Raw genomic sequence first — 24,102 nt, 5'->3', positions numbered from 1 at the left:
TCGGCGCGGTGCGCGGCGTAGGCTCCCAGCGGAACGTGCGAACGAGGGGGAACCACATGGACGACGCGCAGGTCACGTACGACGCGGTGGCGAACGAACTGCTCGAGGACGCCGACTACGACGTCGACGCGACGCCGGACGGCCTCCTGGTGAAGGGCAGGCTGTTCGCCTTCCTCGAGGGGCGCGAACTCGTCGTCGACCTGCCCGAGGCGCGCTCGGCCGACCTGCAGGCGCGCGGCATCGTGGTCCCGTTCCACTCGACGCGCGGCGGCGACAGCCGCACCTGGGTGCGCGTCGCCGACCGCGAGCTCTGGTCCGAGCTCGCGCGCGAGGCGCACACGTACGTCGGCGAGCCGCCGGTCGGCCGGCAGTCCTGACACCGAGACGACGTCTCCGGGTCGTCGCCGCGCGAGTTCCCGCGCCGTGTCGATCCCCGCCCGCGCCGTTCGACGTACGAGGTGAAGCGCCATCCGTCTCGTCTCGAAGGGCAGATCATGAGCACCTCCACCTCCCGCATCCCCACGTCGTTCGACCGGTCGGCCGCGATCACCCGCAGCATGCTCGGCTGGGGTGTGGTCGCCGGCCCCCTCTACCTCGCCGTCGGCCTCGCACTCGCGCTCACGCGGCCCGGGTTCGACCTCGGCCGGCACGCGCTGTCGTTGCTCATGCTGGGCGAGTTCGGCTGGCTGCAGCGCGTGAACCTCGCGCTCGCCGGCGTGATGACGGTCGTCGCCGCGGTCGGCATGATCCGTGCCATCCGGAGCGGGCGCGGCCTCGCGCTCGGCGTGCTCACGTCGGTGTACGGCGGGGCGCTCGTGTTCGGCGCGGTCTTCCCTCCCGACCCGATGGGCGGCTTCCCGGCGGGCGAGCCCGAGGGAACGGCGAGCCTGAGCGGCATGCTGCACCTGGTGTTCGGTGCGCTCGGGTTCGCGGCCGTCGCGGCGGCGGCCATCGCCTACGCCGGCTGGAGCCGTCGCGTCGGTGCGCCGAAGCGCTCGGCGCTCGGGCTCGCGCTCGGCGCGGTCATCGTCCTCGGGTTCTTCGGCGGAGCCGCACTGTCGACCACGACGGCCGGCGTCGCACTCCTGTGGCTCGCGGTGCTCGCCGCGTGGACCTGGCTGGCCGTCGCGTCGGCGCACGTGTACGCGTGGTCGCCGCATCCGCTGGGTGCGGATGCCGCGACCGCGCGATGAGCCGCCGGCGGCGCCGGTCAGACCTCGCCCCGCGAGATCGACACCATCTCGTCGCGCGGCACGACCTTGATGCGCGTGCGCTCCTCGGCGGTGCCGAGGGCGAGCTCGTGCTCGTCGAGGCGGTGCCATCCGTCGAGGTCGGTCCACTGGATGCCGCGCGACTCGAGCAGCTCGACGACCGAGGCCTCCGACGGCGACTCGGGCCGCCACCAGTTGCCGAGGTCGTTGATGAGGTGCTTGATCGTCTCCATGGCGTCGGACTTCGTGTGGCCGATGAGCCCGACGGGCCCGCGCTTGATCCACCCGGTGCAGTAGACGCCGTACATCTGGCGCGACTGTCCGGTTCCCTTGTCGCGGATCAGCACCTGGCCCTCGTGGTTCGGGATGACGCCGAACTTCTTGTCGAAGGGGATCCCGGGCAGCTGCGAACCGAAGTAGCCGACCGCGCGGTAGAGCGCCTGGATCGGAACCTCGCGGATCTCGCCCGTACCGACGACCCCGCCCTCGCCGTCGGGCGCGGTGCGCTCGTAGCGCAGCGCCGCGACATGCCCGGACTCGTCGCCGACGACCTCGATCGGCTTGGCGAAGAAGTGCAGGTGCAGCCGGCGCGACGCCTGTCCGGTCTCGCGCTGCCGCCACTGCTGCAGCACCTTGTCGATCACGAACACCTGCTTGTTGCCCGCGACCGCGGCCCGGGCGGCGTCGTCGTAGTCGAAGTCCTCGTCGTAGACGATCATGTCGACGTCGCGCAGCTCGCCGAGCTCGCGCAGCTCGAGCGGCGTGAACTTCACCGAGGTCGGGCCGCGACGGCCGAACACGTGCACGTCCGTCACGGGCGAGTCCTTCAGCCCCTCGTACACGTTCGAAGGGATCTCGGTGGGCAGCAGGTCCTCGGCGTGCTTGGCGAGCATGCGCGCCGCGTCGAGCGCGACGTTGCCGTTGCCGATGACGCCGACCGACTGCGCGTCCAGCGGCCACTCGCGCGGGTAGTCGGGGTGCCCGTCGTACCAGCTGACGAAGTCGGCCGCGCCGTACGAGCCCTCGAGCTCGACGCCCGGGACGTTCAGGTCGGCGTCCTTGACCGCACCCGTCGCGAAGATGACGGCGTGGTAGTGGCGCTTCAGGTCCTCGAGCGAGAGGTCCTCACCGAATCGGACGTTGCCGAAGATGCGGATGTCGCCGCGATCGAGCACCTCGCGGAGGGCGGTGATGATGCCCTTGATGCGCGGGTGGTCGGGCGCGACGCCGTAGCGCACCAGCCCGTACGGGGCGGGCAGGTGGTCGAACAGGTCGATCGAGACGTCGAAGTGACGCTCCGACTTCAGCAGGATGTCGGCGGCGTAGATGCCGGCGGGGCCGGCACCGATGATGGCCAGGCGCAGCTTGTTCCTCGTCACCGGTTCTTACCTCCCGTAGTCAACTCGAGCGCTCCACGATGGTGTCGGCGAAGCGCGTGAGTGCCTTCTTCACACTGCCCTCGGGCACGGGCGCGAGCGCCGCGACGGCCTCACGCGCCCAGCGGTGGGCCTCGGCGAGCGTCGCCCGTGTGGCCTCGTGCTCGCGCAGCTCGTCGACGAGCGCGTCGACGGTCGCCCGCGACGGCACGATGCGGGCGGCGAGCGTGTTCGTGTCGAGCGCGTCACCGGCCTCGTCGGCGTCGGCCGGCAGCACGTCGCGGCGGATGCGCTCGAGCAGGTCGGCGGATGCGGCATCCGTCTTCGCCAGTTCCTCGAGGCGCAGCAGTGGCAGCGTCACGACGCCGGCGCGCAGGTCCGTGCCGGGGACCTTGCCGGTCTCCTCGGGCTGGGGCGACAGGTCGATGACGTCGTCGATGAGCTGGAAGGCGACGCCGATCTTCTCGCCGAACTCGATGATGGGCGCCTCGAGCGCGGGGTCGGCGTTGCCGAAGATGATGCCCGACTGGGCCGCCGCCGCGATGAGCGAGCCGGTCTTGTCGGCGAGCACCTGGATGTAGTGCTCGATCGGGTCCTCGTCGGCGTCGGGCCCGACGGTCTCGTTGAGCTGGCCGAGCACGAGCCGTTCGAACGTGTCGGCCTGCATGCGGATGGCGCGCTCGCCGAGCTGCGCCATGAGCTGGCTCGCACGGGCGAAGAGCAGGTCGCCCGTGAGGATCGCGACCGAGTTGCCCCACACGGTCTGCGCGCTCGGCACGCCGCGGCGCCGCTCCGACTCGTCCATGACGTCGTCGTGGTAGAGCGACCCGAGGTGCGTGATCTCGATGGCCATCGCCGCGCTGATCACGTCGTCGACGGCGCCGTCCCCGAGCTGCGCGGTCAGCAGCGTCAGCATCGGGCGCACGCGCTTGCCGCCCGCCTCGAGCAGGTAGCGGCTCGTGACATCCGCGATCGTGTCGGCGAAGCGGACCTGGTCGACGAGGCCGGACTCGACGCGCTCGAGGCCGTCGTCGATCGCCCGGGCCATCGCTCGGTCGGCCGACGAGGCGAAGACCCGCTCGCTGAGGCCGAGGTTGGCCGCCAGCGAGGAGGCGCGGCGGACCGGGTGACTCGGATTCACGTCGCCCAGCCTACCGAGAGCGAGCCGAGCGGATGCTGCGAGGTCGTCGAGCGTCGGACCCTCAGTTGTCCACGGCGTCCAACGGCTTGCGGGCCCGGTGCAGCGCCACGATCCCGGCGGTGAGGTTGCGCCACTCGACGTCGCGCCATCCGGCCTCGCGGATCCAGCCCGCGAGCGTCGGCTGGTCGGGCCACGCGTTGATCGACTCGTTCAGGTACTCGTAGGCGTCGTCGTTCGAGCTCGAGAGCTTCACGAGTGGCGGCATGACGTAGCGCTGGTAGAAGTCGTACCCGGCGCGCACGACGCCCACGGGCGGGTGCGAGAACTCGCACACCACGAGGCGTCCGCCGGGCTTGGTGACCCGCAGGAACTCGGCGAGCGCGACCTTCGGCTCGCGCACGTTGCGCAGGCCGAACGAGATGGTGACGGCGTCGAACTCGTCGTCGCCGAACGGCAGCGCCATGGCGTCGGCCTCGACGAACACGATGTTCGGCACGTGGGCCTGACGGCGGCGGCCGACCTCGATCATGCCCGGCGAGAAGTCCGCGGCGACGACGCTCGCACCCGACTTCGCGAGGCTCGCGCTCGACGTGCCGGTGCCGGCCGCGACGTCGAGGATCCGCTCGCCGCGCTGCGGCGCGACGGCCTTCGTGGTCGCGACCCGCCAGAGCGACGCGTTGCCGACGGAGAGCACGGCGTTGGTGCGGTCGTAGCGCGCGGCGACCCGGTCGAACATCGCCGACACGTCGCGGGGGTCCTTGCCGAGGTCTGCGCGCGTCATGCCTGCGAGTCTACGGTCGGCGGGCCGACCGGGCTCTGTGAGCGGGTGCGGATGCCGGGGACGCCTACCCGGCCCCGCGGCATCCGCCCGCCCCGCGGCATCCGCCCCGCGCCGCGGCATTCGCCCCGCGCATCGGAATTCGCAGGACCAGATGCTCCGTACCCCCGCATGCCGACCCGTAGCTCGCCTCATCCTGCGAACTCACCCGGCGACCCTGAGAGTTTCCATGCAACGGGATGGATCGACGCGTGGATCGCGTTGGATCAGTCGAGACATGCGGCGGAGACCCCGCCGCGGAACACGGAGGAGACGCATGAAGGCGATCTGGAACGGCACGGTCATCGCGGAGTCCGACGACACCGTCGTGGTCGAGGGGAACCACTACTTCCCGCAGGCGTCGATCCGGCCCGAGTACTTCGCCGACAGCGACAACCGCAGCGTGTGCCACTGGAAGGGCACCGCGAACTACTTCCACCTCGAGGTCGGCGGCCAGCGCAACCCGAACGCGGCCTGGACCTACCGCACCCCGTCCGCCCAGGCGGCGGACATCGCGGGGCACGTCGCCTTCTGGCGCGGCGTCGAGGTCGTCCCCTCCTGAAGGCACCCGGCGGCCGCGGCGCCGTGATCGCGCCGCCGTGATCGCGCCGTACGGCATGACCGTCACCGCGCCGTCGGGAGGAGTTCCTCGCGACACGCCGTCGGCAGCGGATGCCGCGGCGGCGCGCCGCGCGGAAGTTCCTCCCGTAGGCGACGTTCCTCCCGTAGGCGGCGGGCGAGCACTCCGCGGCACCCGGCGTAGGCTGGTGCGGTGACGCGAACGGATGCCGCGGCGCCTCTCGCCGCCGACACCAGGCTGCGCGTCCGCACCGCGGCGGTCGACGAGACCGCTCCCCTGGTCCCCCGGCTCGACCCCCGTCGCCCGCTGCTCTGGATGCGGCGCGGCGAGGGCCTGATCGGGCTCGGCGAGGCGCTCCGCATCGAGACGCGCGGACCCGACCGCATCGGCGACGCCGCACGAGCCTGGCGGGCCGTCGCGTCGACGGCCGACGTCGACGACCGCGTCGGGCTGCCCGGCAGCGGCCTCGTCGCGTTCGGGGCGATCGCGTTCGCCGACGAGTCGGCGGCCACGAGCGTGCTCGTCGTGCCCGAGATCGTGCTCGGGCGCCGCGACGGCCGCGCCTGGGTCACTCGCATCGAGCGCATCGACGGCGTGTCGGCCGACGCCCCGCCGGAACCCGTCGAACTGCCGGCTCCAGCGCCGAAGCGCGATGTGCCCCGCGTACGCTTCACGCCCGGCGCGCTGCCGCCCGAGGCGTACACCTCGGCCGTGGCCGAGGCCGTGCGCCGCATCGACGACGGGCACGTCGAGAAGGTGGTGCTGGCCCGCGAGATCGTCGGCACGCTCCACGAGGACGCCGGCCTGCGGGCCGCCCTCGCGAAGCTCGCCGACGACTACCCCGACACGTGGGTGTTCGCCGTCGACGGCCTCATCGGCGCGAGCCCGGAGACGCTCGTGCGCGTCGACCACGGCACGGTGTCGGCGCGGGTGCTGGCGGGCACGGCGTCGCGCGGCGCCGACGCGGCATCCGACCGGGAACGCGCCGCGGCCCTGGCGAGCTCGCACAAGGACCTCGCCGAGCACGCGCTCGCGGTCGAGAGCGCGGTCGCGACCCTGGCGCCGCACACGGCGCGGCTCGACGCGAGCCCTGAGCCGTTCACCCTGCAGCTGCCGAACCTGTGGCACCTCGCGACCGACCTCAAGGGCACGCTCGGCGACGGGTCGAGCTCGCTCGACCTCGTCCGCGCGGTGCACCCGACCGCGGCCGTCGCCGGCACGCCCCGGAACGTGGCCCTGGCCGAGATCGCCGAGCTCGAGGGCTTCGATCGCGGCCGCTACGCCGGACCGGTGGGCTGGGTCGACGCCGACGGCGACGGCGAGTGGGCGATCGCGCTGCGGTGCGCCCAGGTCGAGCCCGACGGCACCGTCCGCGCGTACGCCGGCTGCGGCATCGTGCACGACTCCGTGCCCGACGACGAGCTCGCCGAGACCGACATGAAGTTCCGGCCGATCGTCGAGGCGTTCGGGGCGCCGCCGCCGTCGCCGCCGGTCCCGTAGCCGCACCGGTCCCGCAGGGCGGCAGGCGGCTCAGCCGGTCGCCAGCCGGCCCTTCTGCTCCTCGATGTCGTAGTCGGCGAGCGGCCAGTCGAGCTTCATGCCCTCGAGCGCGTCGATGAGCAGGTGCTGCACCGCGAGGCGCGCGTACCACTTCCGGTCGGCGGGGATCACGTACCAGGGCGCGTGCGGGGTCGTCGTCCGCTCGAAGACGAGCTGGTACGACTCGCGGTACTTCGGCGCCAGCATCCGCTCGTCGATGTCGCCGGGGTTGAACTTCCAGTGCTTGTCCCGCCGGTCGAGTCGCTTGAGCAGCCGCTCCCGCTGCTCGTCCATCGAGATGTGCAGCATGACCTTGACGATCGTGGTGCCCGATGCCGCGAGCTCCGCCTCGAACTCGTTGATCGCGTCGTAGCGGCGCTCGATCTCCTCCGGCGGGGCGAGTTCGCGCACGCGCGCGATGAGCACGTCCTCGTAGTGGGAGCGGTCGAACACGCCGATCATGCCGGCCTCCGGCACCTCCTTGCGGATGCGCCAGAGGAAGTCGTGCTCGAGCTCCTCCTCCGTGGGCTTCTTGAACGTCGCGAGCTGCACGCCCTGCGGGTCGACGGCGCTCATGACGTGCTTGACGATGCCGCCCTTGCCGGCGGTGTCCATCGCCTGGAGCACGAGGAGCACCCTGCGCGGGTCGTCGCCCATCTGGTTGCCCGCGAAGAGCTGCTCCTGCAGGTCGGCGAGGATCTCGGCGCCGATCTCGAGCGACGTCTTGCCCTCCTTCTTGCCGCCCTCGAATCCGGGCTTGCTCCGGGGGTCGAGGTCCGCCAGCAGGAAGTCCTGCCGCACGCGCAGCACGTCCATCGGATCGCTCGCCCAGTACTTCTCCAGCCCCACGCTGCTCCCCTCACGGCCGCGTCCGCCGCGGCGCCTCCCCATCATCGAGGGGCGACGGATGCCACGGCAAGGGGTCGCGCGCCACCGCCCCCGCCTTCCGCTCTTCTCAGGAGCGACGCGCCGCGCGGCGGCCGTTCGTCGGCGTGTCCTCCTGAGAAACGCGCGGAAGTGCGGCGTTGCTCCTGAGAAACGCGAAGGGGCTCGCGTGCGGCGCGGGTCAGCGCGCGAGCGGGACCTCGAGCAGGGTCGGCCCGGTCACGGCCGTGCCGAGCGCCTCGTCGAGCTCGCCGCGCGTGGTCGCGCGACGATGCTCCCAGCCGTACGCGCTCGCGAGCGCGGCGAGGTCGACCGCCTGCGGCGTGTACTGCACCCGGTCGAACGCGTCGGACGGCGCCGAGCCGGCGACCTCGAGGGCGTCGAAGATCGTGCCGCCGCCGTCGTTGCCGACGACCACCAGCACGCGCGGCCGCACCTCGGCGGGGCCGAGCAGGAGCGAGCCGACGTCGTGCAGCAGGGTCAGGTCCCCGATGAGCACTCGCGTCGTGCCGCTCGCGGTCGAGCGTGCGGGCCACGGCGCGGCATCCGTCGCCCCGGCATCGTCGGCGCTCGCCTCCGCCGTCACGGGCCCCGGGCCGGCCGACTGGCTCGCGATCGCGATGCCGACCGCCGTGGCGACCGTGCCGTCGATCCCCGCGAGCCCGCGGTTGGCGTGCACCGGGATGCGACGGCCGGGCACGTTCCGGTCGACGTCGCGGATGAGCCGCGAGGCGCCGAGCACCAGGCGATCGTGCGGCCAGGTCGCCGCCCACAGCGACTCGACGAGCATGCGGCGATCGACGGGCCGCCGGATCCGCGCGAGCTGGTCCTCCATGTAGGCGCGCTGCGCGGCGTAGTCGCTGACGTGCCCCGTCTCGTCGACGCCGCTGCGCAGGCCGCCGCCGGTCGCGTCGGCGTCGCGCGCGTCGAGCAGCATGCGGCTCGCGCGCACCCATCGCCCGGTCCACGCGCGCTCTTCGGCCGTCGGCTCGTGGGGTTCGACCGCGACCGCGCGCTCGAACCGGTCGACGGCGTGCCCGGGGTCGAACCACTCGATCCCCCACGGCGCGACCGCGACCGCCTCGACGCCGTCCCGCTGCACGAGGGCGGGCACCTCTCGCGAGAGCGTCGGGTGCCCGAACACGATCGCGCGCTCGACCTCGTCGCCGAAGCCGGGCTCGCGCAGCAGCTCGCGATAGGCCACGACGAGGTTCGGCCCGAAGCGCGCACCGCTCGTGACCTCGGCCAGCAGCGGCCAGCCGCCGGCCCGCGCGACCTCCTCGGCCTCCGGTCCGGCACCGGCGCCCGCGATCACGACGGTCCGCGGCCCGTGGGCGAGCCGTGCGACGTGCTCCGTCGCCCGCGCCTCGGCCGTGATCGAGTCGACGGATGCCACGGGGTCCGGTGCCGCGGGCGGCGCCTCGGCGAGCGACACGGCCGAGGACAGCGGCTCGCGGAACTGCAGGTTCAGGTGCACGGGCCCCGGTCCCGGATGCGCCACGAGGGCGCCGTCCGCGTCGGCGCCGAGTGCGGCACGCACCGCTGCGCGGGCCAGCTCGGCCGCGGCATCCGCTTCGCCCGCGACCCCCTCGGGCGGCGCGACATCGCGCTCGAGGCGGACCGCGCCGGCGAAGATGCCGGGCTGCACGGTGGTCTGGTTCGAGCGGATGCCGCGCAGGTCGGCCGGTCGGTCGGCGGTGGCCAGGATCAGCGGCACCCCGGCGTGGTGCGCCTCGAGCACGGCCGGGTGCAGGTTCGCGACGGCGGTGCCCGACGTCGTCACGACGACGGCGGGGCGTCCCGTCTCGACGGCGAGGCCGACGGCGAGGAATCCGGCGCCGCGCTCGTCGATGCGGACGTGCAGGCGGATGGCGAAGACCCGCTCGAGTTCCGCCGCGGCGAGCGCGAGCGCCTGCGACCGCGATCCGGGCGCGACCACGACGTCGGTCACGCCGGCGCGGACGAACGCCGAGAGCAGCGCGAGCGAGGCTGCGGTGGCGGGACTCGCGACGGTGCGGCCGTCACCCATTCGGCCGACCCGACGGTCCGGAGTCGCCGGGGCTGTCGGTGCCGTCGTTGCGTCGCCGGTCGGTGCCGAGGGCGTCATCGCCCCGGGGGCCGGCGGATCCGCCGTCGAGTTCGTGGTCGAGCTCCTCGAGCTCCTGCTCGAGCCGCCGGATGCGCTCCTGGTGCTCCGCGTCGGCCCGGAGGCGTCGGAGGAACTCGGGATCGTCGTCGGGCGCGTTGCTGTGCGGGTTCACGCGGCCGACGCGGACGGCGCGACCCCGACCCACGAGGAACCAGAGCGTCGCGCCGATCACGGGCACGAGCAGGATCACGACGATCCACCACCCGCGGGGCAGTCCACGGATGCGAGTGCGATCGAACAGCGCGCAGTCGACCGCCGCGTAGATCGTGTAGACCACTGCGGCCACGCCGGCGATCAACCAGAGGCGGATCATGCTCCTGATTCTAGGCGCGTCGGATCACGTTCGGCTGGGAGCGAGCACCCAGACTGCGCCGCCTACACTGATCGGGTGACCGCCCTCCCCGCCTGGCTCCGCTACACGCTGCTGCGCGTCCTGCTGTTCGTCGCGCCGCTCGTGGTGCTGCTCGTCGCCGGGGTCGTCCCGTGGATCGCGGTGCTCGTCGCGGCCCTCTTCGGGTTCAGCGCGTCGCTCATCTTCCTCCGCCGGTCGCGCGAGCAGCTGGCGTCCGACCTCTACGCCGCGCGTCATCGCGAGACGCCCGCCGCGACGGTCGACGACGAGGCCGAGGACTCGGCCATCGAGGAGGCGGAGCGCCACGAGTCGGAGCACCACGCCGACGGGCACCGCGCCGACGGGCCCCGCACCGCCGACTGACGAACGGGCGCGCTTCGCCGCGCCGGACTAGAAGGCGAACGCCGCGCCGAGGCCGATGCCGTAGGCCAGCGCCGTGAGGCTCGCCAGCTGCAGCGCGGTGATGAGCTCGCGCGGGGTGCGCGCCCAGACGACGATGATGCACGCCGGGATCGCGGCGAGCAGCGCGAACAGCACGAGCCAGGCCGGCGGGTAGAGCAGCGCCCAGAAGACGGCGATGCCGAACGGCGCGAGCAGGAACACCGTGAAGAGGATCCGCCCGACCAGCGGCCCCACGAGGACGGCGAGCGTGCGCTTGCGCGCGGCGCGGTCCTGCTCGACGTCGCGGAGGTTGTTCGCCATGAGCACCGCGCACGCCATGAGGCCGACGCCGACGCCGCCGGTCCAGGCCTCGAGGTTCACGTCGATCGCCTGGACGTACGCCGACCCCGCGGTGGCGACGAGCCCGAAGAAGACGAAGACGAAGAGCTCGCCGAGGCCGTAATAGCCGTAGGGCCGCTTGCCGCCGGTGTAGAACCACGCCGCGACGATGGCGGCGGCGCCGACGGCGAGCAGCCACCACTGCTGCGTGACGACCACGAGCGCGAGGCCGGCGACGGCGGCGACGGCGAGGCTCGCGACCGCCGCGACGAGCACCTGGCGAGGCGTCGCGGCACCCGATCCCACGAGCCGCGCCGGACCGACCCGGTGCTCGTCGGTGCCGCGCACGCCGTCGGAGTAGTCGTTGGCGTAGTTGACCCCGACCTGCAGCGCGAGCGCGACGACGAGGGCGAGGAGCGCGCGCCACGGGTGGAACGGCTCGTCGAGGAAGTCGAGCATCGCGACGCCCGCGCCGGTGCCGAGCGCGACGGGCGCGATCGCCAGGGGCAGGGTGCGCAGGCGCGCGCCGGCGATCCAGTCCCGGGCGGTCGCGGGGCCGCGGCGGACGACGGGCGCGGCGGCCGCCTTCGCGGGGTTGCCGGATCGTCCGTGGGTCCGGCCCTTCACGGGCGGGGCGGGCTGGGTCGTGCGCGGGGTCTTCGGGCGTGCCACCCCGACATGCTATGCCGTGCGCCTATGGACGGCCGATGCGCGGCAGGCCTTCGGTCATCGCACGTCCTTGACCGCATCGAGGTACCTCGCGACGGTCTCGAGCTCGTCGACGGAGAATCCCTCGTGCACGCGGCGCATGCCCGCGAGGATCGCACCGTACGGGTCGCCCTCGGCGCCGCTGCCCGCGGGTGCCGTCGCCTCGGGCCGTACGCGCACGACCACGCGGCGGCGATCGGCGGGATCGGGTGCGCGCTCGATGAGCCCGCGCTGCTCGAGCCGGTCGAGCACCCTGGTGGTGGTGCTGGTGGGCAGCTCGGTCGCCTGGCTCACTTCGCCGGCGGTCATCGGCTGCCCGTGGCGGGCGATGAATCCGAGCGCCTGCAGGTCGACGACGTTCAGTCCCATCGAGCGCGCGATCCGTTCGTTCGTCATCACGGAGGACGCGATGACGAGCTGCATGAGCTCGACGATGCGCCCGGTGACCTCGTCCTTGCTTGACATCCGCTCGCCGACTTCCTAATGTTCCCGATGTGGGATTATCCCATATCGGGATAATTGCACTCCGGGACTGCTTCGCTCCGGTACGGAAATCAGCCTACGAAAGGGACGGTCGCCATGACCACCGCACCGCGCCGAGGGCTCGCCATCGGCATCCTCCTGTTCGCCGCGTTCATGGACCTGCTCGACGTCACGATCGTCCAGGTCGCGCTCCCCTCGATCGGGGCCGACCTCGGGGCGACCGACGCCCAGCTGGAGTGGATCGTGAGCGGCTACCTGCTGGCCTTCGCGGTCGCCCTCGTCACCGGCGGCCGACTCGGCGACCTCCACGGCCGGCGCCGGATGTTCCTCATCGGCGTCGCGGGCTTCACGCTCGCCTCGGCGGGTGCCGCGTTCGCGTGGTCCGGCGAGGCCCTGGTGGCCACGCGCGTCGTCCAGGGGCTGTTCGCCGCGGTCATGGTGCCGCAACTGCTCGCCTCGGTCCAGGCGCTCTTCTCACCGCGCGAGCGGGCGCCGATGTTCGGCCTCATCGGCGGCGTCAGCGGACTCGCGGCGGTCGCGGGCCCGGTGCTCGGCGGATGGCTCGTCGATGCCGACCTGTGGGGCCTCGGCTGGCGCACCGTGTTCCTCATCAACGTGCCCGTCGGACTCGTGATCATCGCGCTCGCCGCCCGGTTCGTGCCCGAGACCCGATCCGCGCGCCCGATGCGGCTCGACCTCGTCGGCGTCGCCCTGCTCACGGGCACCGTGCTCGCCTTCATGGTCCCGCTCGTCGAGGGCCCGTCCCTCGACTGGCCGGGCGGCCTCTGGTGGTCGGTCGCCGCCGGGGCGGTGCTGCTCCTCGCCTTCGTCGTCCACGAGCGGCGCCGCATGCGGCGCGACGGCTCCGCCCTGCTGCCGATGCCGCTGTTCGCCGACCGCGGGTTCTCGGCCGGCATCACGACGCAGGCGGCGTTCCAAGGCGCGCTCAACGCGTTCACGCTGCCGTTCATCGTCTACCTGCAGGTCGCGCTCGGCTTCGACGCGCTCACCGCCGGCCTCAACCTGCTCGCCTTCAGCCTCGGCGCCATGGTCGGCACCGGGCTCGTCATCCCGCTCGTGCCGCGCGTCGGCAAGTGGCTCGTCACGATCGGCGCCGCGCTCCTCGCCACCGGCGTCGCGTGGGTGTTCGCGGTCGTCGACCAGACGGGCGCCGGCTTCACCGGCTGGGCCGCGCTGTGGCCGATGCTGATCGCCGGGCTCGGGTTGGCGCTCGTGGTCATCCCGCTCGTCGACGTCGCACTGGCGACCGTGCCGGTGGCCGACGCCGGCGCCGCGTCGGGCGCCTACAGCACCTTCCAGCAGCTCGGCGCCGCGGCGGGCGTCGCGATCTCGACGACCGTCTTCTTCTCGGTGGTCGGCGACGACTGGACGCGCGAGCGCGTGCTCGAGGCGCTCGGCGCGTCGGTCGGCGTGTCGCTGGCCGGATTCGCGATCGCCGGTGCCGCGAGCCTGCTGCTTCCGAGCCGTGCCCGAGTGCGGGCGCACCTCGACGAACTGCACCGGCTCGCCGAGGCCGACGAGGAGGCGGGCGAGCCGGCGACGATCGGCTGAGCCCGGGCGCCGGCGGGCGGCGCCCGATCGGCAGGGTCAGGCTCCGGCGGCGAGGGCGGATGCCGCGACGCGGTCGGGCTTGCCCGTGGCGAGCCTCGGCAGCTCGTCGACGACGACGATCCGGACGGGCCGCCCGGCCGGCGGAAGGCCGGCGGCATCCGTCGCCGTGCGCAGCGCGTCCAGGGCGCCGGTCGCACGAGCGGCGGCGCCCGCGCCCACGACCGCGGCACGCTCTCCCCACTCGGGGTCGGGCACGGCGACCACGACCGCGTCGGCGAAGCCGTCCACGGCGTGCACCGCCCGCTCGACCTCGCCGAGCACGACCTTGACGCCGCCCGAGATCATCACGTCGTCGGCGCGGCCGGTGATGCGCAGGCGTCCGTCGTCGTCGAGCGAGCCGAGGTCCCCGGTCCGGTACCAGCGGCGGCCATCGGCATCGACCATGAAGGTGCGCTCGGTGCGCTCGGGGTCGCCGAGGTACCCCTCGGCGAGCATCGGCCCCGCGAGCTGCACCTCGCCGTCGACGATCCGCACGTCGACGCGGTCGAGCGGCGTGCCGTCGTACACGCAGCCGCCGGCCGTCTCGCTCGAGCCGTACGTGCGGTGCACGCGCGCACCGAGCGCCGCCGCCTGATCGACGAGGCCAGCAGGGGCTGCCTGGCCGCCGAGCAGGATCCGCTCGAACGAGCCGAGCGCCGCCCGCACGGCGCGATCGTCGCCGGCCGCCTCGACCAGCCGCGCGAGCTGCACGGGCACGAGGGAGGTGAACCACGGGCGATCCGGGTCGAGCGTGCGCGCAGCCTCGACGAAGGCGGCGGGCGTGAAGCCGCCCGACCCGAGCACGGCGGGCTCGGTGCCGGCGACCAGCGAGCGCACGAGCACCTGCACTCCCGCGATGTACGTCGCGGGCAGGGCCAGCAACCACTGCCCGTGCACGCCGCCGAACCAGTGCGACGTCGCTCGCGCGCTCGCGCGAAGTGCGGCGCCGGAGAGCATCACGCGCTTCGGCGCGGCGGTGGATCCGCTCGTCTCGACGACGAGGGCGACGTCGTCGGCCACGAACGCCTCGATCGGGTCGTCGGGCTGCTCGCGCCCGGGGATCGGTAGCACTGCGGGGCCGTCGAGGAGCGCGGCCTCGCGCAGGGAGGACGTCAGCATCGGGATGTCGCCGACCGGAACCTTCATGAGCGGTTTCATCGGGGACCTCGACACTGGTCGAGCCGGTTCCTCAGTAGTGCCACGGGTAGGGACCCCAGTCGGCCGCGCGCTTCTCCAGGAACGAATCGCGGCCCTCGACCGCCTCGTCGGTGCCGTAGGCGAGTCGCGTCGCCTCGCCCGCGAAGACCTGCTGGCCGACGAGCCCGTCATCGACGGCGTTGAACGCGAACTTCAGCATGCGGATCGCGGTGGGCGACTTCGTGAGGATCGTGCGCGCCATCGCGACGGCCTCGCGCTCGAGCTCGGCGTGCGGCACGACGCGGTTGACGGCGCCCATCTCGTACGCGCGGTCGGCCGAGTACTCCTCCGCGAGGAAGAACACCTCGCGCGCGAACTTCTGCCCGACCTGGCGGGCCATGTACGCCGACCCGTACCCGGCGTCGAAGCTGCCGACGTCGGCATCCGTCTGCTTGAACCGGCCGTGCTCGCGGCTCGCGATCGTGAGGTCGCAGACGACGTGCAGCGAGTGCCCGCCGCCCGCCGCCCACCCGGGGACGACCGCGATCACGACCTTCGGCATGAACCGGATGAGCCGCTGCACCTCGAGGATGTGCAGGCGACCCGTCACCGCGGCGGCCGCCGGGTCGCGAACGACCTCGCCCTCGGCCGCCGAGTACTGGTAGCCGTCCCTGCCGCGGATGCGCTGGTCGCCGCCGGAGCAGAACGCCCAGCCGCCGTCCTTGGGGCTCGGCCCGTTGCCCGTGAGCAGCACCACGCCGATGCGGGGATTCGTGCGGGCGTCCTCGAGCGCGCGGTACAGCTCGTCGACCGAGTGCGGGCGGAACGCGTTGCGCACCTCCGGTCGGTCGAACGCGATGCGCGCGATGCGGCCGTCGGTCGACTGGTGGTAGGTGATGTCGGTGAACCCACCCGATCCGGTGACGGATGCCGCGGCATCCACCCACTCGCTCGGATCGAACAGTTCCGACACCTCGACCGCCATGGCCTCCAGCCTAGTTGCGCGCCCGCACCCGCCCGGCGGCCCCCGATGGCAGACTCGTCGCATGAGCGCCGACGTCCTGCCGCCCCTGCACGACCTGCTCGCGACGGCGCGGGTCGTCGCCCTGCCGCTCGTCACGCGGTTCCGCGGCATCGACGTGCGCGAGGCGGTCCTCCTCGAGGGACCCGAGGGGTGGACCGAGTTCGCGCCGTTCGCCGAGTACCCGGACGAGGAGGCCGCCACGTGGCTCGCGGCGGCGATCGACTTCGGATGGCGCCCCGTGCCCGCGGTGCGGCGCGACCGGATCCCCGTGAACGCGACCGTGCCCGCCGTCGATGCCGACGCCGTGGCCGCCGTGCTCGACCGGTTCCCCGGGTGCCGGACCGCGAAGGTCAAGGTCGCGGCATCCGACCAGACCCCGGCGCAGGACGCGGCCCGCGTGCGCGCCGTCCGCGAGGCCATGGGCCCCGAGGGCCGCATCCGCGTCGACGCGAACGGCGGCTGGAACGTCGACCAGGCCGAGCACGCGATCCACGACCTCGCACCGTTCGACCTCGAGTACGTCGAGCAGCCGTGCGCGACCGTCGAGGAGCTCGCCGAGATCCGCACGCGCACGAAGTACATGGGCATCCCGATCGCGGCCGACGAGAGCGTGCGTCGGGCCGAGGATCCGCTCGCGGTCGCCGAGGCCGGCGCCGCGGACCTCCTCGTCGTGAAGGCGGCGCCCCTCGGCGGCATCCGTCGCGCCCTCGACCTCGTGGGCCGCGCCGGCCTGCCGATCGTGGTCTCGAGCGCGCTCGACACCAGCGTCGGGCTCGCGATGGGCGCGCACCTGGCCGCGGCGGTGCCCGAGCTCGAGTACGACTGCGGGCTGGGCACCGCGTCGCTGCTCGCCGGGGATGTCACGCGCGATCCGCTCCGACCGGTCGACGGCGCGATCGACGTCCGCCGTGTCGATCCCGACCCGGCCCTGCTCGACCGGTACGCGGCGGACGAGGACCGCACGGCGTGGTGGCTGGCGCGGCTCGAGCGCTGCCACGCCGAGTTGGCGCGCGCGGCGGGCTGATCGCCGACGGCGTCGCAGCCCGCGACGCACATGCGGAATTCGCCCCGTCTTCTGGGGGTATCCGGCATGCGGTGTCGGGGAGCACCCTGAGGCCCATCAGCGTCGATCGGGTGCATCGTCTCCACAGAGGGCCGATCGACGGCCGTTCCAACCCGGACCGAAGGGAAGCAACGATGTTCTCGAGAACGATGGTGAAGGTGGGCGCCGGAGTCGGCCTCGCCGCCGCACTCACGCTCGGCAGCGGCATGGCCGCCTACGCCCACGAGTGCTACAACGCGAACCGCTCCGACAAGGGCAACCAGGGGGCGTCCAACTCGCAGGCGTGGTACACGATCGTCGTGGCCGACGAGGTCTCGGCCGGTCTCGACGCCGAGGACGCCGAGTGCGTGCTCGACGCCTACTACGGCGCGGGCGGACCCGCGACCTTCACCATCCACGTCAAGGGCGCGAACGGCCAGGACGGCACGATCGGCGAGGCCAACCCGGTCGAGGGGAAGTCCTCCGACGGCAAGGGCATCGACCACGTCTTCGACGCGTACGGCGGGATCATCTTCGGCGCGTACGAGGCGTGCGGGGTCGAGTTCGGCTGAGCCACCCCGAGCCCGAGCACGCGTGACGCCCGGCGGACGGTGATCCGCCGGGCGTCGCGTCGCCCCCATCCGCCCCGGGGGGACGGGCGGCGGAGGCGATCCGGTCGGGGAGGAGCCACGCACACCGGCCCTCCCCGCCGGACTCATCTCGCGCGGTGCGCGGTGCGCAGCCGCGGCGCGGCCATCAGGGCCGCGGCGGCGAGCAGCGCGACGGCGAGCAGCGCGACGAGCGTCGCCTGCACGCCGGTGAGCCCCAGCGGACCGGCGACGGTCAGCCCCGCCACGCTCTCCGTACCGGACTGCAGTCCGATCAGGCGAACGTGGTGGTCGCCCGACTCGGTCCCGGCCGGAATCGTCACGTCGAACGCGACCGAGCCGTCCGCTCCGGCCGAACGGGCCTGCAGCAGGCGCGGCGTCGACTCGAGCCAGACCTGCACGAGCTCGCCCGGCTGGAACCCGGTGCCCGCGACGGCGAGCGTCGCGCCCGTGCGCGTCGACGCGCCGCCGAGGCGTACGAGCGGTGCAGCCGCCGCGGGGCCGGCCGACGCCGCGGCATCACCGCTCGTCGCGGCGGTCGGGTCGCCGGCCGTCGCGCCTTCGGACGACGTCGATCCGGTCGCGCCCGTGGCGTGGCCATTGCCCGGCGTAGCCGCCTTCTGCTCGCTGACCAGCACCGCGGCCGTGCGCGCCGGGATCGTGAGCGTCCCGGTCTTGGCCTTCCACTTCGTCTCCTTGACGACCTCGTCCACGCCGTTCCGCAGCGCCTTCGCGAGCTTGAAGTCGCGGCCCGCGAGCCCGTCGACCTGCTCGGTGATCGCCTCGGGCGAGGCGTTGAAGACCACGAGCGCGCCCTCGAGGGACGGGTCGACGTCCTCGCCGACCAGGTCGTCGATGAGCATGACGATCAGGCCGTCCGTGGCATCGGCACCGCTGTTCGGGAACGAGACCTTCTGCTCGATGAGCTCGGCCGAGCCCAGCGTGAGCAGGCCGACGCTCGAACGCACGCGCAGGAGGTCGAGCGCGGCCGTCTCGGCGGAGGCGATGTCCTCGGCCGTCGGCTTCAGCGCCGGGTCGGCGAGCAGCTCGCGCATGACCGGCCAGTGGTCCTCGTTGTCGGCCTTCATCGGCAGGCCCGACCCGAAGGTCGACTCCTGGCCGGTCCAGTCGATGCGGTTGAACCAGTCGCCCGAGTTGTAGCTGTTGCGATCGAGCGACTTCGAGCGGAGCAACTCGGTGCCGGCGTGCCAGAACGACGGGCTCTGCGAGAACGTCACCGTCGCGAGCGACAGTGTGTTCATGCGGACCCGGTCGGCCATCGAGGTCTCCTGCGGCAGCTTCAGCACGCCGAGGTCGAAGAGCGTCTCGTTGTCGTGCGCGTCCACGTAGTTGATGACCTCGTCGGGCTGGTCGGCGTAGCCGGCCGGTGAGCCGTTGTAGTCGACCTCGGCACCCGTCTTCACCACGCCGTCGTAGCCGGTGAACTCGAAGTCGCGCAGGTTGCCCGCGAGCCCGACCTTCACGAGGTCGGTCTGCTGGCCGAGGTTCCGGATGCCCTCGCGCACGGGCCGGCCGTTCGACTCGCCCGCGAGCCCGGTGCCGAAGCCCTGCTCGTACTTCGAGTCGCCCGAGACCGGGCTGCCGCCGTGCACGCCGTCACGCAGCCGGTCGTTGAACGTGGCGATGCCCGTGCCGCCGAGCTGGCCCTGCGTGGCCTGCTCGAACCGGGCGTTGTCGGCCACCTCGCCGAAGTTCCAGCCCTCGCCGTAGAGGAACACCGCCGAACCGTCGACGCCGTCGTCGGCGAGCGTGAGCTCGTCGAGCGCCGCGCGGATCGCGAGCATGTTCTCCGTCGAGTGGTGGCCCATCAGGTCGAACCGGAAGCCGTCGACCTTGTACTGCGTCGCCCACAGGACGACCGAGTCGACCATGAGCTTCTGCGCGACCTCGTGCTCGGTGGCCACGTTCTGGCAGCACGTCGAGGTCTCGACGCCGCCGGTCGCGTTCAGGCGGTGGTAGTAGCCGGGCACGACCCGGTCGAGCACCGACTTCTCGCCCTGGCCGGACTGCGCCGTGTGGTTGTAGACCTCGTCGAGCACGACCTGCAGGCCGGTCGCGTGCAGGGCGCCCACCATCTCGCGGAACTCCTGGACGCGCGCGCCGCCGTCCGGGTCGACGGCGTACGAGCCCTCGGGCGCCTGGAAGTGGTACGGGTCGTACCCCCAGTTGAACCCGTCGAGGTCGCGGATCGCCTCGATGCAGGCCTGCTGCTCCTCGTCTGCCGGGCCGAACGTCTCGAGGTCGCAGTCGGGGGTCGCCTGCTGGTCGCGGCGCTCCTCGATGGTCGCGATGTCGAACGTCGGCAGCAGGTGCACGGTGTTGATGCCGGCCGCCGCGAGCTCGCGCAGCTGCGCGGTGCCCGCACTGCTGCGCGTGAACGCGCGGTACGTGCCGCGCTCCTCCTCGGGGAGGGTCTCGTCGCCGATCGAGAAGTCGCGCACGTGCAGCTCGGTGATGGCGCGGTCGACCTGGCTCTCCACGATGGGCGCGGGGGTCTCGGCCCAGAGCTCGGGCGCGAGCGCCGGGTCGTCGAGGTCGACGAGCACGGTCCGCGCCGAGTTCACCGTGAGCGCCTGCGAGTACGGGTCGGTGACCGAGTTGACCTCGATCGCGCCCGTCGTCGGCGCGTACACCTCGACCAGCCAGCGGACCTCGTCGCCCGCCCCGAGCGCGTCATCCGTCACCGACCACGTGCCGGCATCGGCGTCGAAGGCGGCGGGCAGCACCTGCGGGTCGCCGGTGGTGCCGGCATCCCATCGCTGCAGCGACACCGACCGCGCGGTCGGCGCCCACACGGTCTGGGTCGGGCGGTCGCCGTCCCACGAGGTGCCGAGCGGGGCGGATGCCACGGCCTCGCCGTACAGGTCGTCGAGCACGCCCGGCAGCTGGACGCCCGTGAACGCGGTGAGCCGGTCGCCGTCGCGCTGGGCGACCTCGAGCTGCTCGGTCACGAGGCCGGCGACGTCGGCGCGGTCGAGCCCGACGGGGCGCAGGGCCGCGTAGCCCGCGAGGTGCGGGTACGCCGCGGCGAGCTCGTCGCCGATGCCGGCGGGGTCGTACTCGAGGGCGATCGGGTCGCCGCCGCCCGAGACGGCGCCGTCCGCGATCGCGAGACCGGCGTCGGCGGCGTGCTCGAGCGTCCAGTCGAGGCCGGCCGGGTCGGCGCCGCCGAGCAGCGAGACCGGCCACGCCAGGGTGTCCGCATCCAGCCACTGGGCGCGCTGCGTGCCGGTGCCCGCGAGCGGCGGGTCGGCGACGACGACCTCGAGCACGTGCGTCGCGAGCGTGTAGCGGAACGTCACCTGCTTGCCCTCGGTGGCGCTGAAGGCGATGTTGCCGCCGTTGCGCACGCCGTCGGCGCCGTAGTTCTCGTCCCACGAGAGGCCGTGCGCGACCTTCACCTCGTAGTTGCCCGTGGGCAGCTGGTCGGTGGCGAACTCGTAGACGCCGTCCGCGTCGCCGTCCTGCGCGAACGTGACCATGCACTCGGGCTGCCAGTCGCCGGGGCACCCGAGCTCGTCCTGCAGGCTGCCCGGCAGGGTCACGATCGGGCCCTCGGCCGTCGACGAGAAGACCTTGGTGCGAGGGTCCCAGTAGAAGGTGACCGGGCCGCCCGTGGTCGTGTACGTGACGTTCGGCCCGTCCTGCACGCCGTTCGCGCCGTAGTTCAGGTCCCAGCTGCCGTTGATCGCCACCTTGTACTCCCAGGTGCCGGCGGGGATGTCGAACGTCCCGGCGTAGATGCCGTCGGCGCGCTTCGTGAGCTTCGCTGCCTCGCAGCCGGGCTGCCAGTCGCCCGCGCAGCCCATCTCGGAGTTGTGGCTGCCCGGGATCGTGACGAGGTCGATCTCGGTCTCCGGCTCCTCCTCGACCACGAGGTTCACCGCATTGCCGACGGAGGCGTAGGTGGATGCCGCTGCGCGCTGCCCCGCGGCATCCGTCGAGATCGCGCGGTACTCGACCAGCGTGCCGTTCGCGAGCCCGGCGGTGTCGTGGAAGATCCGCGGCGTGGTGTCCTCGGCGGTGCCGAGTGCGTGCCAGTCGTCGGAGCCGGCCACGCGCCAGGCGAAGCTCGTCTCCTGCCAGGTGGCGTCGTCGACGTCGGCCGACACGGGCGTGAGCCCGGCGACCCCGGCGCCGGCGGCGGGCACGTCGATCGCGATGGCGGATGCCGCGTCCGGCGCGGTCACCTCGCGGTCGGCGCGCAGCACGACCGCGCTGAGCGCCGGCACCGAGACGGATGCCACGCCGTCGCCGTCGGCCGTGACGCCGGGACCATCGGTGCCGTACAGCGGTGCGAACACGCCGTCCGCGGTGAGCGTCGGCACGTCGACCGTCTTCGCCTCGTTCGCGTTGTTCACGGCGACCAGGTACTCGACCTTCTCATCGCGGTCGACGCGGCTGAACGCGTACACGCCCGCGCCATCGGCCACGTACCGCTCGATCTGGGCGCCCCGGTCGAGCGCCGGGTGCGCGTCGCGGAGCGCCGCGAGGGCGGCGATGTGCTCGTAGAGCGGGGCCGCGGAGTCGTAGCGGTCGACGCTGCCCGCCTGCTCGCCGGTGACGAGCGGCTGGTTCGCGTACTCGTCCACCTGCGTCGCGAAGAGCGTCTGTCGGGCGTCCTTGTCGCCGCCGGTGCCCGCGAAGCCCTGCTCGTCGCCGTAGTAGACGACCGGCTGGCCGCGGGTCAGGAACATGAGCTCGTGCGCGAGCTCGTCGCGCTGGAGCGCGTCGCCCGTCGACGCGAGGAAGTAGCCGACGCGGCCCATGTCGTGGTTGCCGAGGAACGTGGGCAGCGCGTTCGCCGAGGCGTCCGGCGTCGTGTACCAGTCGTCGCCCGCGAAGAGCGACTGCAGGTTCTTCGCGCTGTTGCCCGCCGCGTACGAGACGGCCTGCGACTGGAAGGTGAAGTCGAGCACCGAGTTCATGTCGGTGCCGCGCACGTACGGCGAGAGCTTGGCGGGGTCGGCGTCGTAGACCTCGCCGAACATGAAGAAGTCGGGCTTGCCCGCCGCGTGCGCGTAGTCGAGCACTTCGGTCGACCACGTCTCCCAGAACTCGAAGTTGACATGCTTGGCGGTGTCGATGCGGAAGCCGTCGATGCCGAGGTCGATCCAGTCCTGGTAGACCTGCACGAAGCCGTCGACGACGGTCGGGTCCTCGGTCATGAGGTCGTCCAGCCCGACGAAGTCGCCGTACGTGACCGACTCGCCGGCCCACGTCGAGTCGCCGCGGTTGTGGTAGACCGTCGGGTCGTTGAGCCAGGCCGGCACCTTGACGTCCGACTCCTCGGGCGCGATCACCGGCGTGTACGGGAAGCTCGTCGCCGGGTCGAGGTCGGGGAAGTCGGGGCTGCCCGCGATCGCGCTCGGGTCGAACTCGCTCCCCTGCGCGTCGGTGTACGGGCTCGTGGCCTTGTCGACGTATGAGTACGCGCCCTCGGCGTAGTCGATGACGTCGGCCGTGTGGTTCGTGATGATGTCGAAGTAGATCTTGATGCCCTTGGCGTGCGCCTCGTCGATGAGCGCCTCGAGCTCGGCGTTGGTGCCGAGGTGGGGGTCGATCTGCGTGAAGTCGGTGATCCAGTACCCGTGGTACCCGGCGCTGGCGTTCGCGCCCTCACCCTGCACCGGCTTGTTCTTGAAGCTCGGCGTCAGCCAGATCGCGGTCGTCCCGAGGCCCTCGATGTAGTCGAGCCGGTCGCGGATGCCCTGGATGTCGCCGCCCTGGTAGAAGCCCTTGTCGGTCGGGTCGTAGCCGGTGACGAGGCGGTCGCCCTCGAGCCCGCCCTCGTCGTTGGTCGGGTCGCCCTCCGCGAAGCGGTCCGTCATGACGAAGTAGAACGTCTCGTCGCCGCCCGCCTGGCGCGCAGGAGCCGCCACGAGGCCCGCGTCGGCGCCCTCGTCGTAGGCGCCGGCCAGGCTCAGGAGCTCGAGGCCGACACGGTGCTGAGCCTCGTCGAACACGACCCGCACGTCGACGTCGCCGTCGACGGAGAGCGGGATGTTGTCGCCGCCGCCGTTCAGGCCCCAGGACGCGTCCCAGGTGTCGTTCGCCGCGACCTTGTACTCCCACTGCCCTGCCGGGACCGTGAACTCGGCGGCGAAGACCCCCGCCGTGTCGGTCGGGAGCAGCTCCGTCGCGTCGCACTCCGGCTGCCAGTCGCCCGGGCAGCCGAGCTCGGACTGCAGCGAGCCCACGAGCGCGTACGTGTCGCCGTCCGCCGACACGGCCGGACCCACCGGCAGGACTGCGAGGGCGGATGCCGCGAGGGCTCCCGTGATCCCGAATGTCACCCATCTCCGAGCGCGCGCTCGCTGCGTCATCCTTGACTCCCGACTCCTGGCACGACGACGTGCCACCGACATTGGGAGCGAACGTATCAGCGGCCGAGCAGTTAATGCAAGCGTTTGCACTCGACCGAGATGAGAACGAGTGCTCGGCGGGAGCTAGCCCGGAATTCCGGCGCTGTCGACGAGGGCATCCGCGCAAACGCTTGCGAATCGGCGGGGTCGGCCGGTGCCCGGTGGAGCGCTCGAGCGGCGCGCCTGAAGCCGGCACGCGGCACCTCCGGGTGGCGCTGCCGTGAGGTTCATTCGGGTCGTTAACTGCAGAAGAGCCACCCGGCGTTGGGTGGCTCTTCTGGGATGTTGTGTCCGGCGGTGTCCTACTCTCCCACAGGGTCGCCCCTGCAGTAC

General features: G+C 72.7%; 19 protein-coding genes. 8 read left to right on the top strand and 11 right to left on the bottom strand.

Translation table 11 applies throughout. The annotated features are described in order from the left end of the window. Positions 1–56: 56 nt before the first annotated feature. Together ABD230_RS11135 and ABD230_RS11130 are read left to right on the top strand one after the other, a co-directional pair. Positions 57–377 carry a hypothetical protein gene (locus tag ABD230_RS11135; RefSeq protein WP_344373413.1) on the top strand — a complete coding sequence of 107 codons (321 nt, stop codon included), beginning with the start codon at positions 57–59 and terminating at the stop codon, positions 375–377. Positions 378–494: 117 nt separating this feature from the next. Then, complete coding sequence (locus ABD230_RS11130) at positions 495–1,193, top strand: DUF998 domain-containing protein (RefSeq protein ID WP_344373411.1); 699 nt, start codon at positions 495–497, stop codon at positions 1,191–1,193. 17 nt (positions 1,194–1,210) lie between these two features. Here the strand turns inward: ABD230_RS11130 and ABD230_RS11125 are convergent, their stop codons facing one another. The 3 genes from ABD230_RS11125 to ABD230_RS11115 all read right to left on the bottom strand — a co-directional run bounded on the left by ABD230_RS11125 (position 1,211) and on the right by ABD230_RS11115 (position 4,509). Beyond that, positions 1,211–2,590 carry an FAD-dependent oxidoreductase gene (locus ABD230_RS11125; RefSeq protein ID WP_344373409.1) on the bottom strand — a complete coding sequence of 460 codons (1,380 nt, stop codon included), beginning with the start codon at positions 2,588–2,590 and terminating at the stop codon, positions 1,211–1,213. Positions 2,591–2,609: 19 nt separating this feature from the next. Next, positions 2,610–3,728: a polyprenyl synthetase family protein gene (locus tag ABD230_RS11120; RefSeq protein ID WP_344373407.1), complete on the bottom strand. Its 1,119-nt coding sequence runs from the start codon at positions 3,726–3,728 to the stop codon at positions 2,610–2,612. Positions 3,729–3,789: 61 nt separating this feature from the next. Beyond that, on the bottom strand, positions 3,790–4,509 hold the full coding sequence (locus tag ABD230_RS11115) for a demethylmenaquinone methyltransferase (RefSeq protein WP_344373404.1): 720 nt from the start codon (positions 4,507–4,509) through the stop codon (positions 3,790–3,792). Between the two features lie 313 nt (positions 4,510–4,822). Between ABD230_RS11115 and ABD230_RS11110 the strand changes: the two genes are divergently transcribed. Next, positions 4,823–5,107, top strand: coding sequence for a DUF427 domain-containing protein (locus ABD230_RS11110; RefSeq protein WP_344373402.1), 285 nt, complete (start codon positions 4,823–4,825; stop codon positions 5,105–5,107). Positions 5,108–5,317: 210 nt separating this feature from the next. Beyond that, positions 5,318–6,625: an isochorismate synthase gene (locus ABD230_RS11105; RefSeq protein ID WP_344373400.1), complete on the top strand. Its 1,308-nt coding sequence runs from the start codon at positions 5,318–5,320 to the stop codon at positions 6,623–6,625. Positions 6,626–6,655: 30 nt separating this feature from the next. On the opposite strand, the gene ABD230_RS11100 is transcribed toward ABD230_RS11105, so the two are convergent. The 3 genes from ABD230_RS11100 to ABD230_RS11090 all read right to left on the bottom strand — a co-directional run bounded on the left by ABD230_RS11100 (position 6,656) and on the right by ABD230_RS11090 (position 10,011). Beyond that, complete coding sequence (locus tag ABD230_RS11100; protein ID WP_344374318.1) at positions 6,656–7,480, bottom strand: polyphosphate kinase 2 family protein; 825 nt, start codon at positions 7,478–7,480, stop codon at positions 6,656–6,658. Between the two features lie 250 nt (positions 7,481–7,730). Continuing rightward, positions 7,731–9,578, bottom strand: coding sequence for a 2-succinyl-5-enolpyruvyl-6-hydroxy-3-cyclohexene-1-carboxylic-acid synthase (gene menD, locus ABD230_RS11095; RefSeq protein ID WP_344373398.1), 1,848 nt, complete (start codon positions 9,576–9,578; stop codon positions 7,731–7,733). Then, on the bottom strand, positions 9,571–10,011 hold the full coding sequence (locus tag ABD230_RS11090) for a PLD nuclease N-terminal domain-containing protein (RefSeq protein ID WP_344373396.1): 441 nt from the start codon (positions 10,009–10,011) through the stop codon (positions 9,571–9,573). Before ABD230_RS11090 ends, menD begins: the two co-directional genes overlap by 8 nt. A 75-nt stretch (positions 10,012–10,086) precedes the next feature. Here ABD230_RS11090 and ABD230_RS11085 point away from each other — a divergent pair, with 75 nt between their 5' ends. Further along, the gene (locus ABD230_RS11085) at positions 10,087–10,413 is read left to right on the top strand and encodes a DUF4229 domain-containing protein (protein ID WP_344373394.1); all 327 of its coding nucleotides are present in this window, start codon (positions 10,087–10,089) and stop codon (positions 10,411–10,413) included. 27 nt (positions 10,414–10,440) lie between these two features. Here the strand turns inward: ABD230_RS11085 and ABD230_RS11080 are convergent, their stop codons facing one another. Both ABD230_RS11080 and ABD230_RS11075 read right to left on the bottom strand, forming a co-directional pair. Continuing rightward, positions 10,441–11,442: a 1,4-dihydroxy-2-naphthoate polyprenyltransferase gene (locus ABD230_RS11080; RefSeq protein WP_425546223.1), complete on the bottom strand. Its 1,002-nt coding sequence runs from the start codon at positions 11,440–11,442 to the stop codon at positions 10,441–10,443. 54 nt (positions 11,443–11,496) lie between these two features. After that, a complete protein-coding gene (locus tag ABD230_RS11075) occupies positions 11,497–11,943 on the bottom strand; it encodes a MarR family winged helix-turn-helix transcriptional regulator (protein ID WP_344373392.1) in 447 nt (148 codons plus the stop codon). A gap of 114 nt (positions 11,944–12,057) precedes the next feature. On the opposite strand from ABD230_RS11075, the gene ABD230_RS11070 reads away from it, so the two are divergent. Next, complete coding sequence (locus ABD230_RS11070) at positions 12,058–13,533, top strand: MFS transporter (protein WP_344373390.1); 1,476 nt, start codon at positions 12,058–12,060, stop codon at positions 13,531–13,533. A 36-nt stretch (positions 13,534–13,569) separates the two neighbouring features. Here ABD230_RS11070 and ABD230_RS11065 read toward each other — a convergent pair whose 3' ends face one another. Both ABD230_RS11065 and ABD230_RS11060 read right to left on the bottom strand, forming a co-directional pair. Beyond that, positions 13,570–14,718, bottom strand: coding sequence for an AMP-binding protein (locus ABD230_RS11065; RefSeq protein ID WP_344373388.1), 1,149 nt, complete (start codon positions 14,716–14,718; stop codon positions 13,570–13,572). 43 nt (positions 14,719–14,761) lie between these two features. Continuing rightward, on the bottom strand, positions 14,762–15,694 hold the full coding sequence (locus tag ABD230_RS11060; RefSeq protein WP_344373386.1) for a 1,4-dihydroxy-2-naphthoyl-CoA synthase: 933 nt from the start codon (positions 15,692–15,694) through the stop codon (positions 14,762–14,764). Positions 15,695–15,755: 61 nt separating this feature from the next. On the opposite strand from ABD230_RS11060, the gene ABD230_RS11055 reads away from it, so the two are divergent. Further along, entirely contained in the window at positions 15,756–16,757 is a 1,002-nt protein-coding gene (locus ABD230_RS11055) for an o-succinylbenzoate synthase (RefSeq protein ID WP_344373384.1), read from the top strand. Between the two features lie 173 nt (positions 16,758–16,930). Beyond that, a complete protein-coding gene (locus tag ABD230_RS11050) occupies positions 16,931–17,347 on the top strand; it encodes a hypothetical protein (RefSeq protein WP_344373381.1) in 417 nt (138 codons plus the stop codon). Between the two features lie 143 nt (positions 17,348–17,490). Here the strand turns inward: ABD230_RS11050 and pulA are convergent, their stop codons facing one another. Beyond that, positions 17,491–23,730 (bottom strand): pullulanase-type alpha-1,6-glucosidase, encoded by a 6,240-nt coding sequence (pulA, locus tag ABD230_RS11045; RefSeq protein ID WP_425546222.1) that lies wholly within the window; start codon positions 23,728–23,730, stop codon positions 17,491–17,493. Positions 23,731–24,102 lie beyond the last annotated feature (372 nt).

Source organism: Agromyces tropicus (assembly GCF_039531345.1).
GTDB classification, from domain to species: domain Bacteria; phylum Actinomycetota; class Actinomycetes; order Actinomycetales; family Microbacteriaceae; genus Agromyces; species Agromyces tropicus.
Note: the sequence above shows the minus strand (reverse complement) of the source record. Positions and strands in the feature narration are given on the sequence as shown.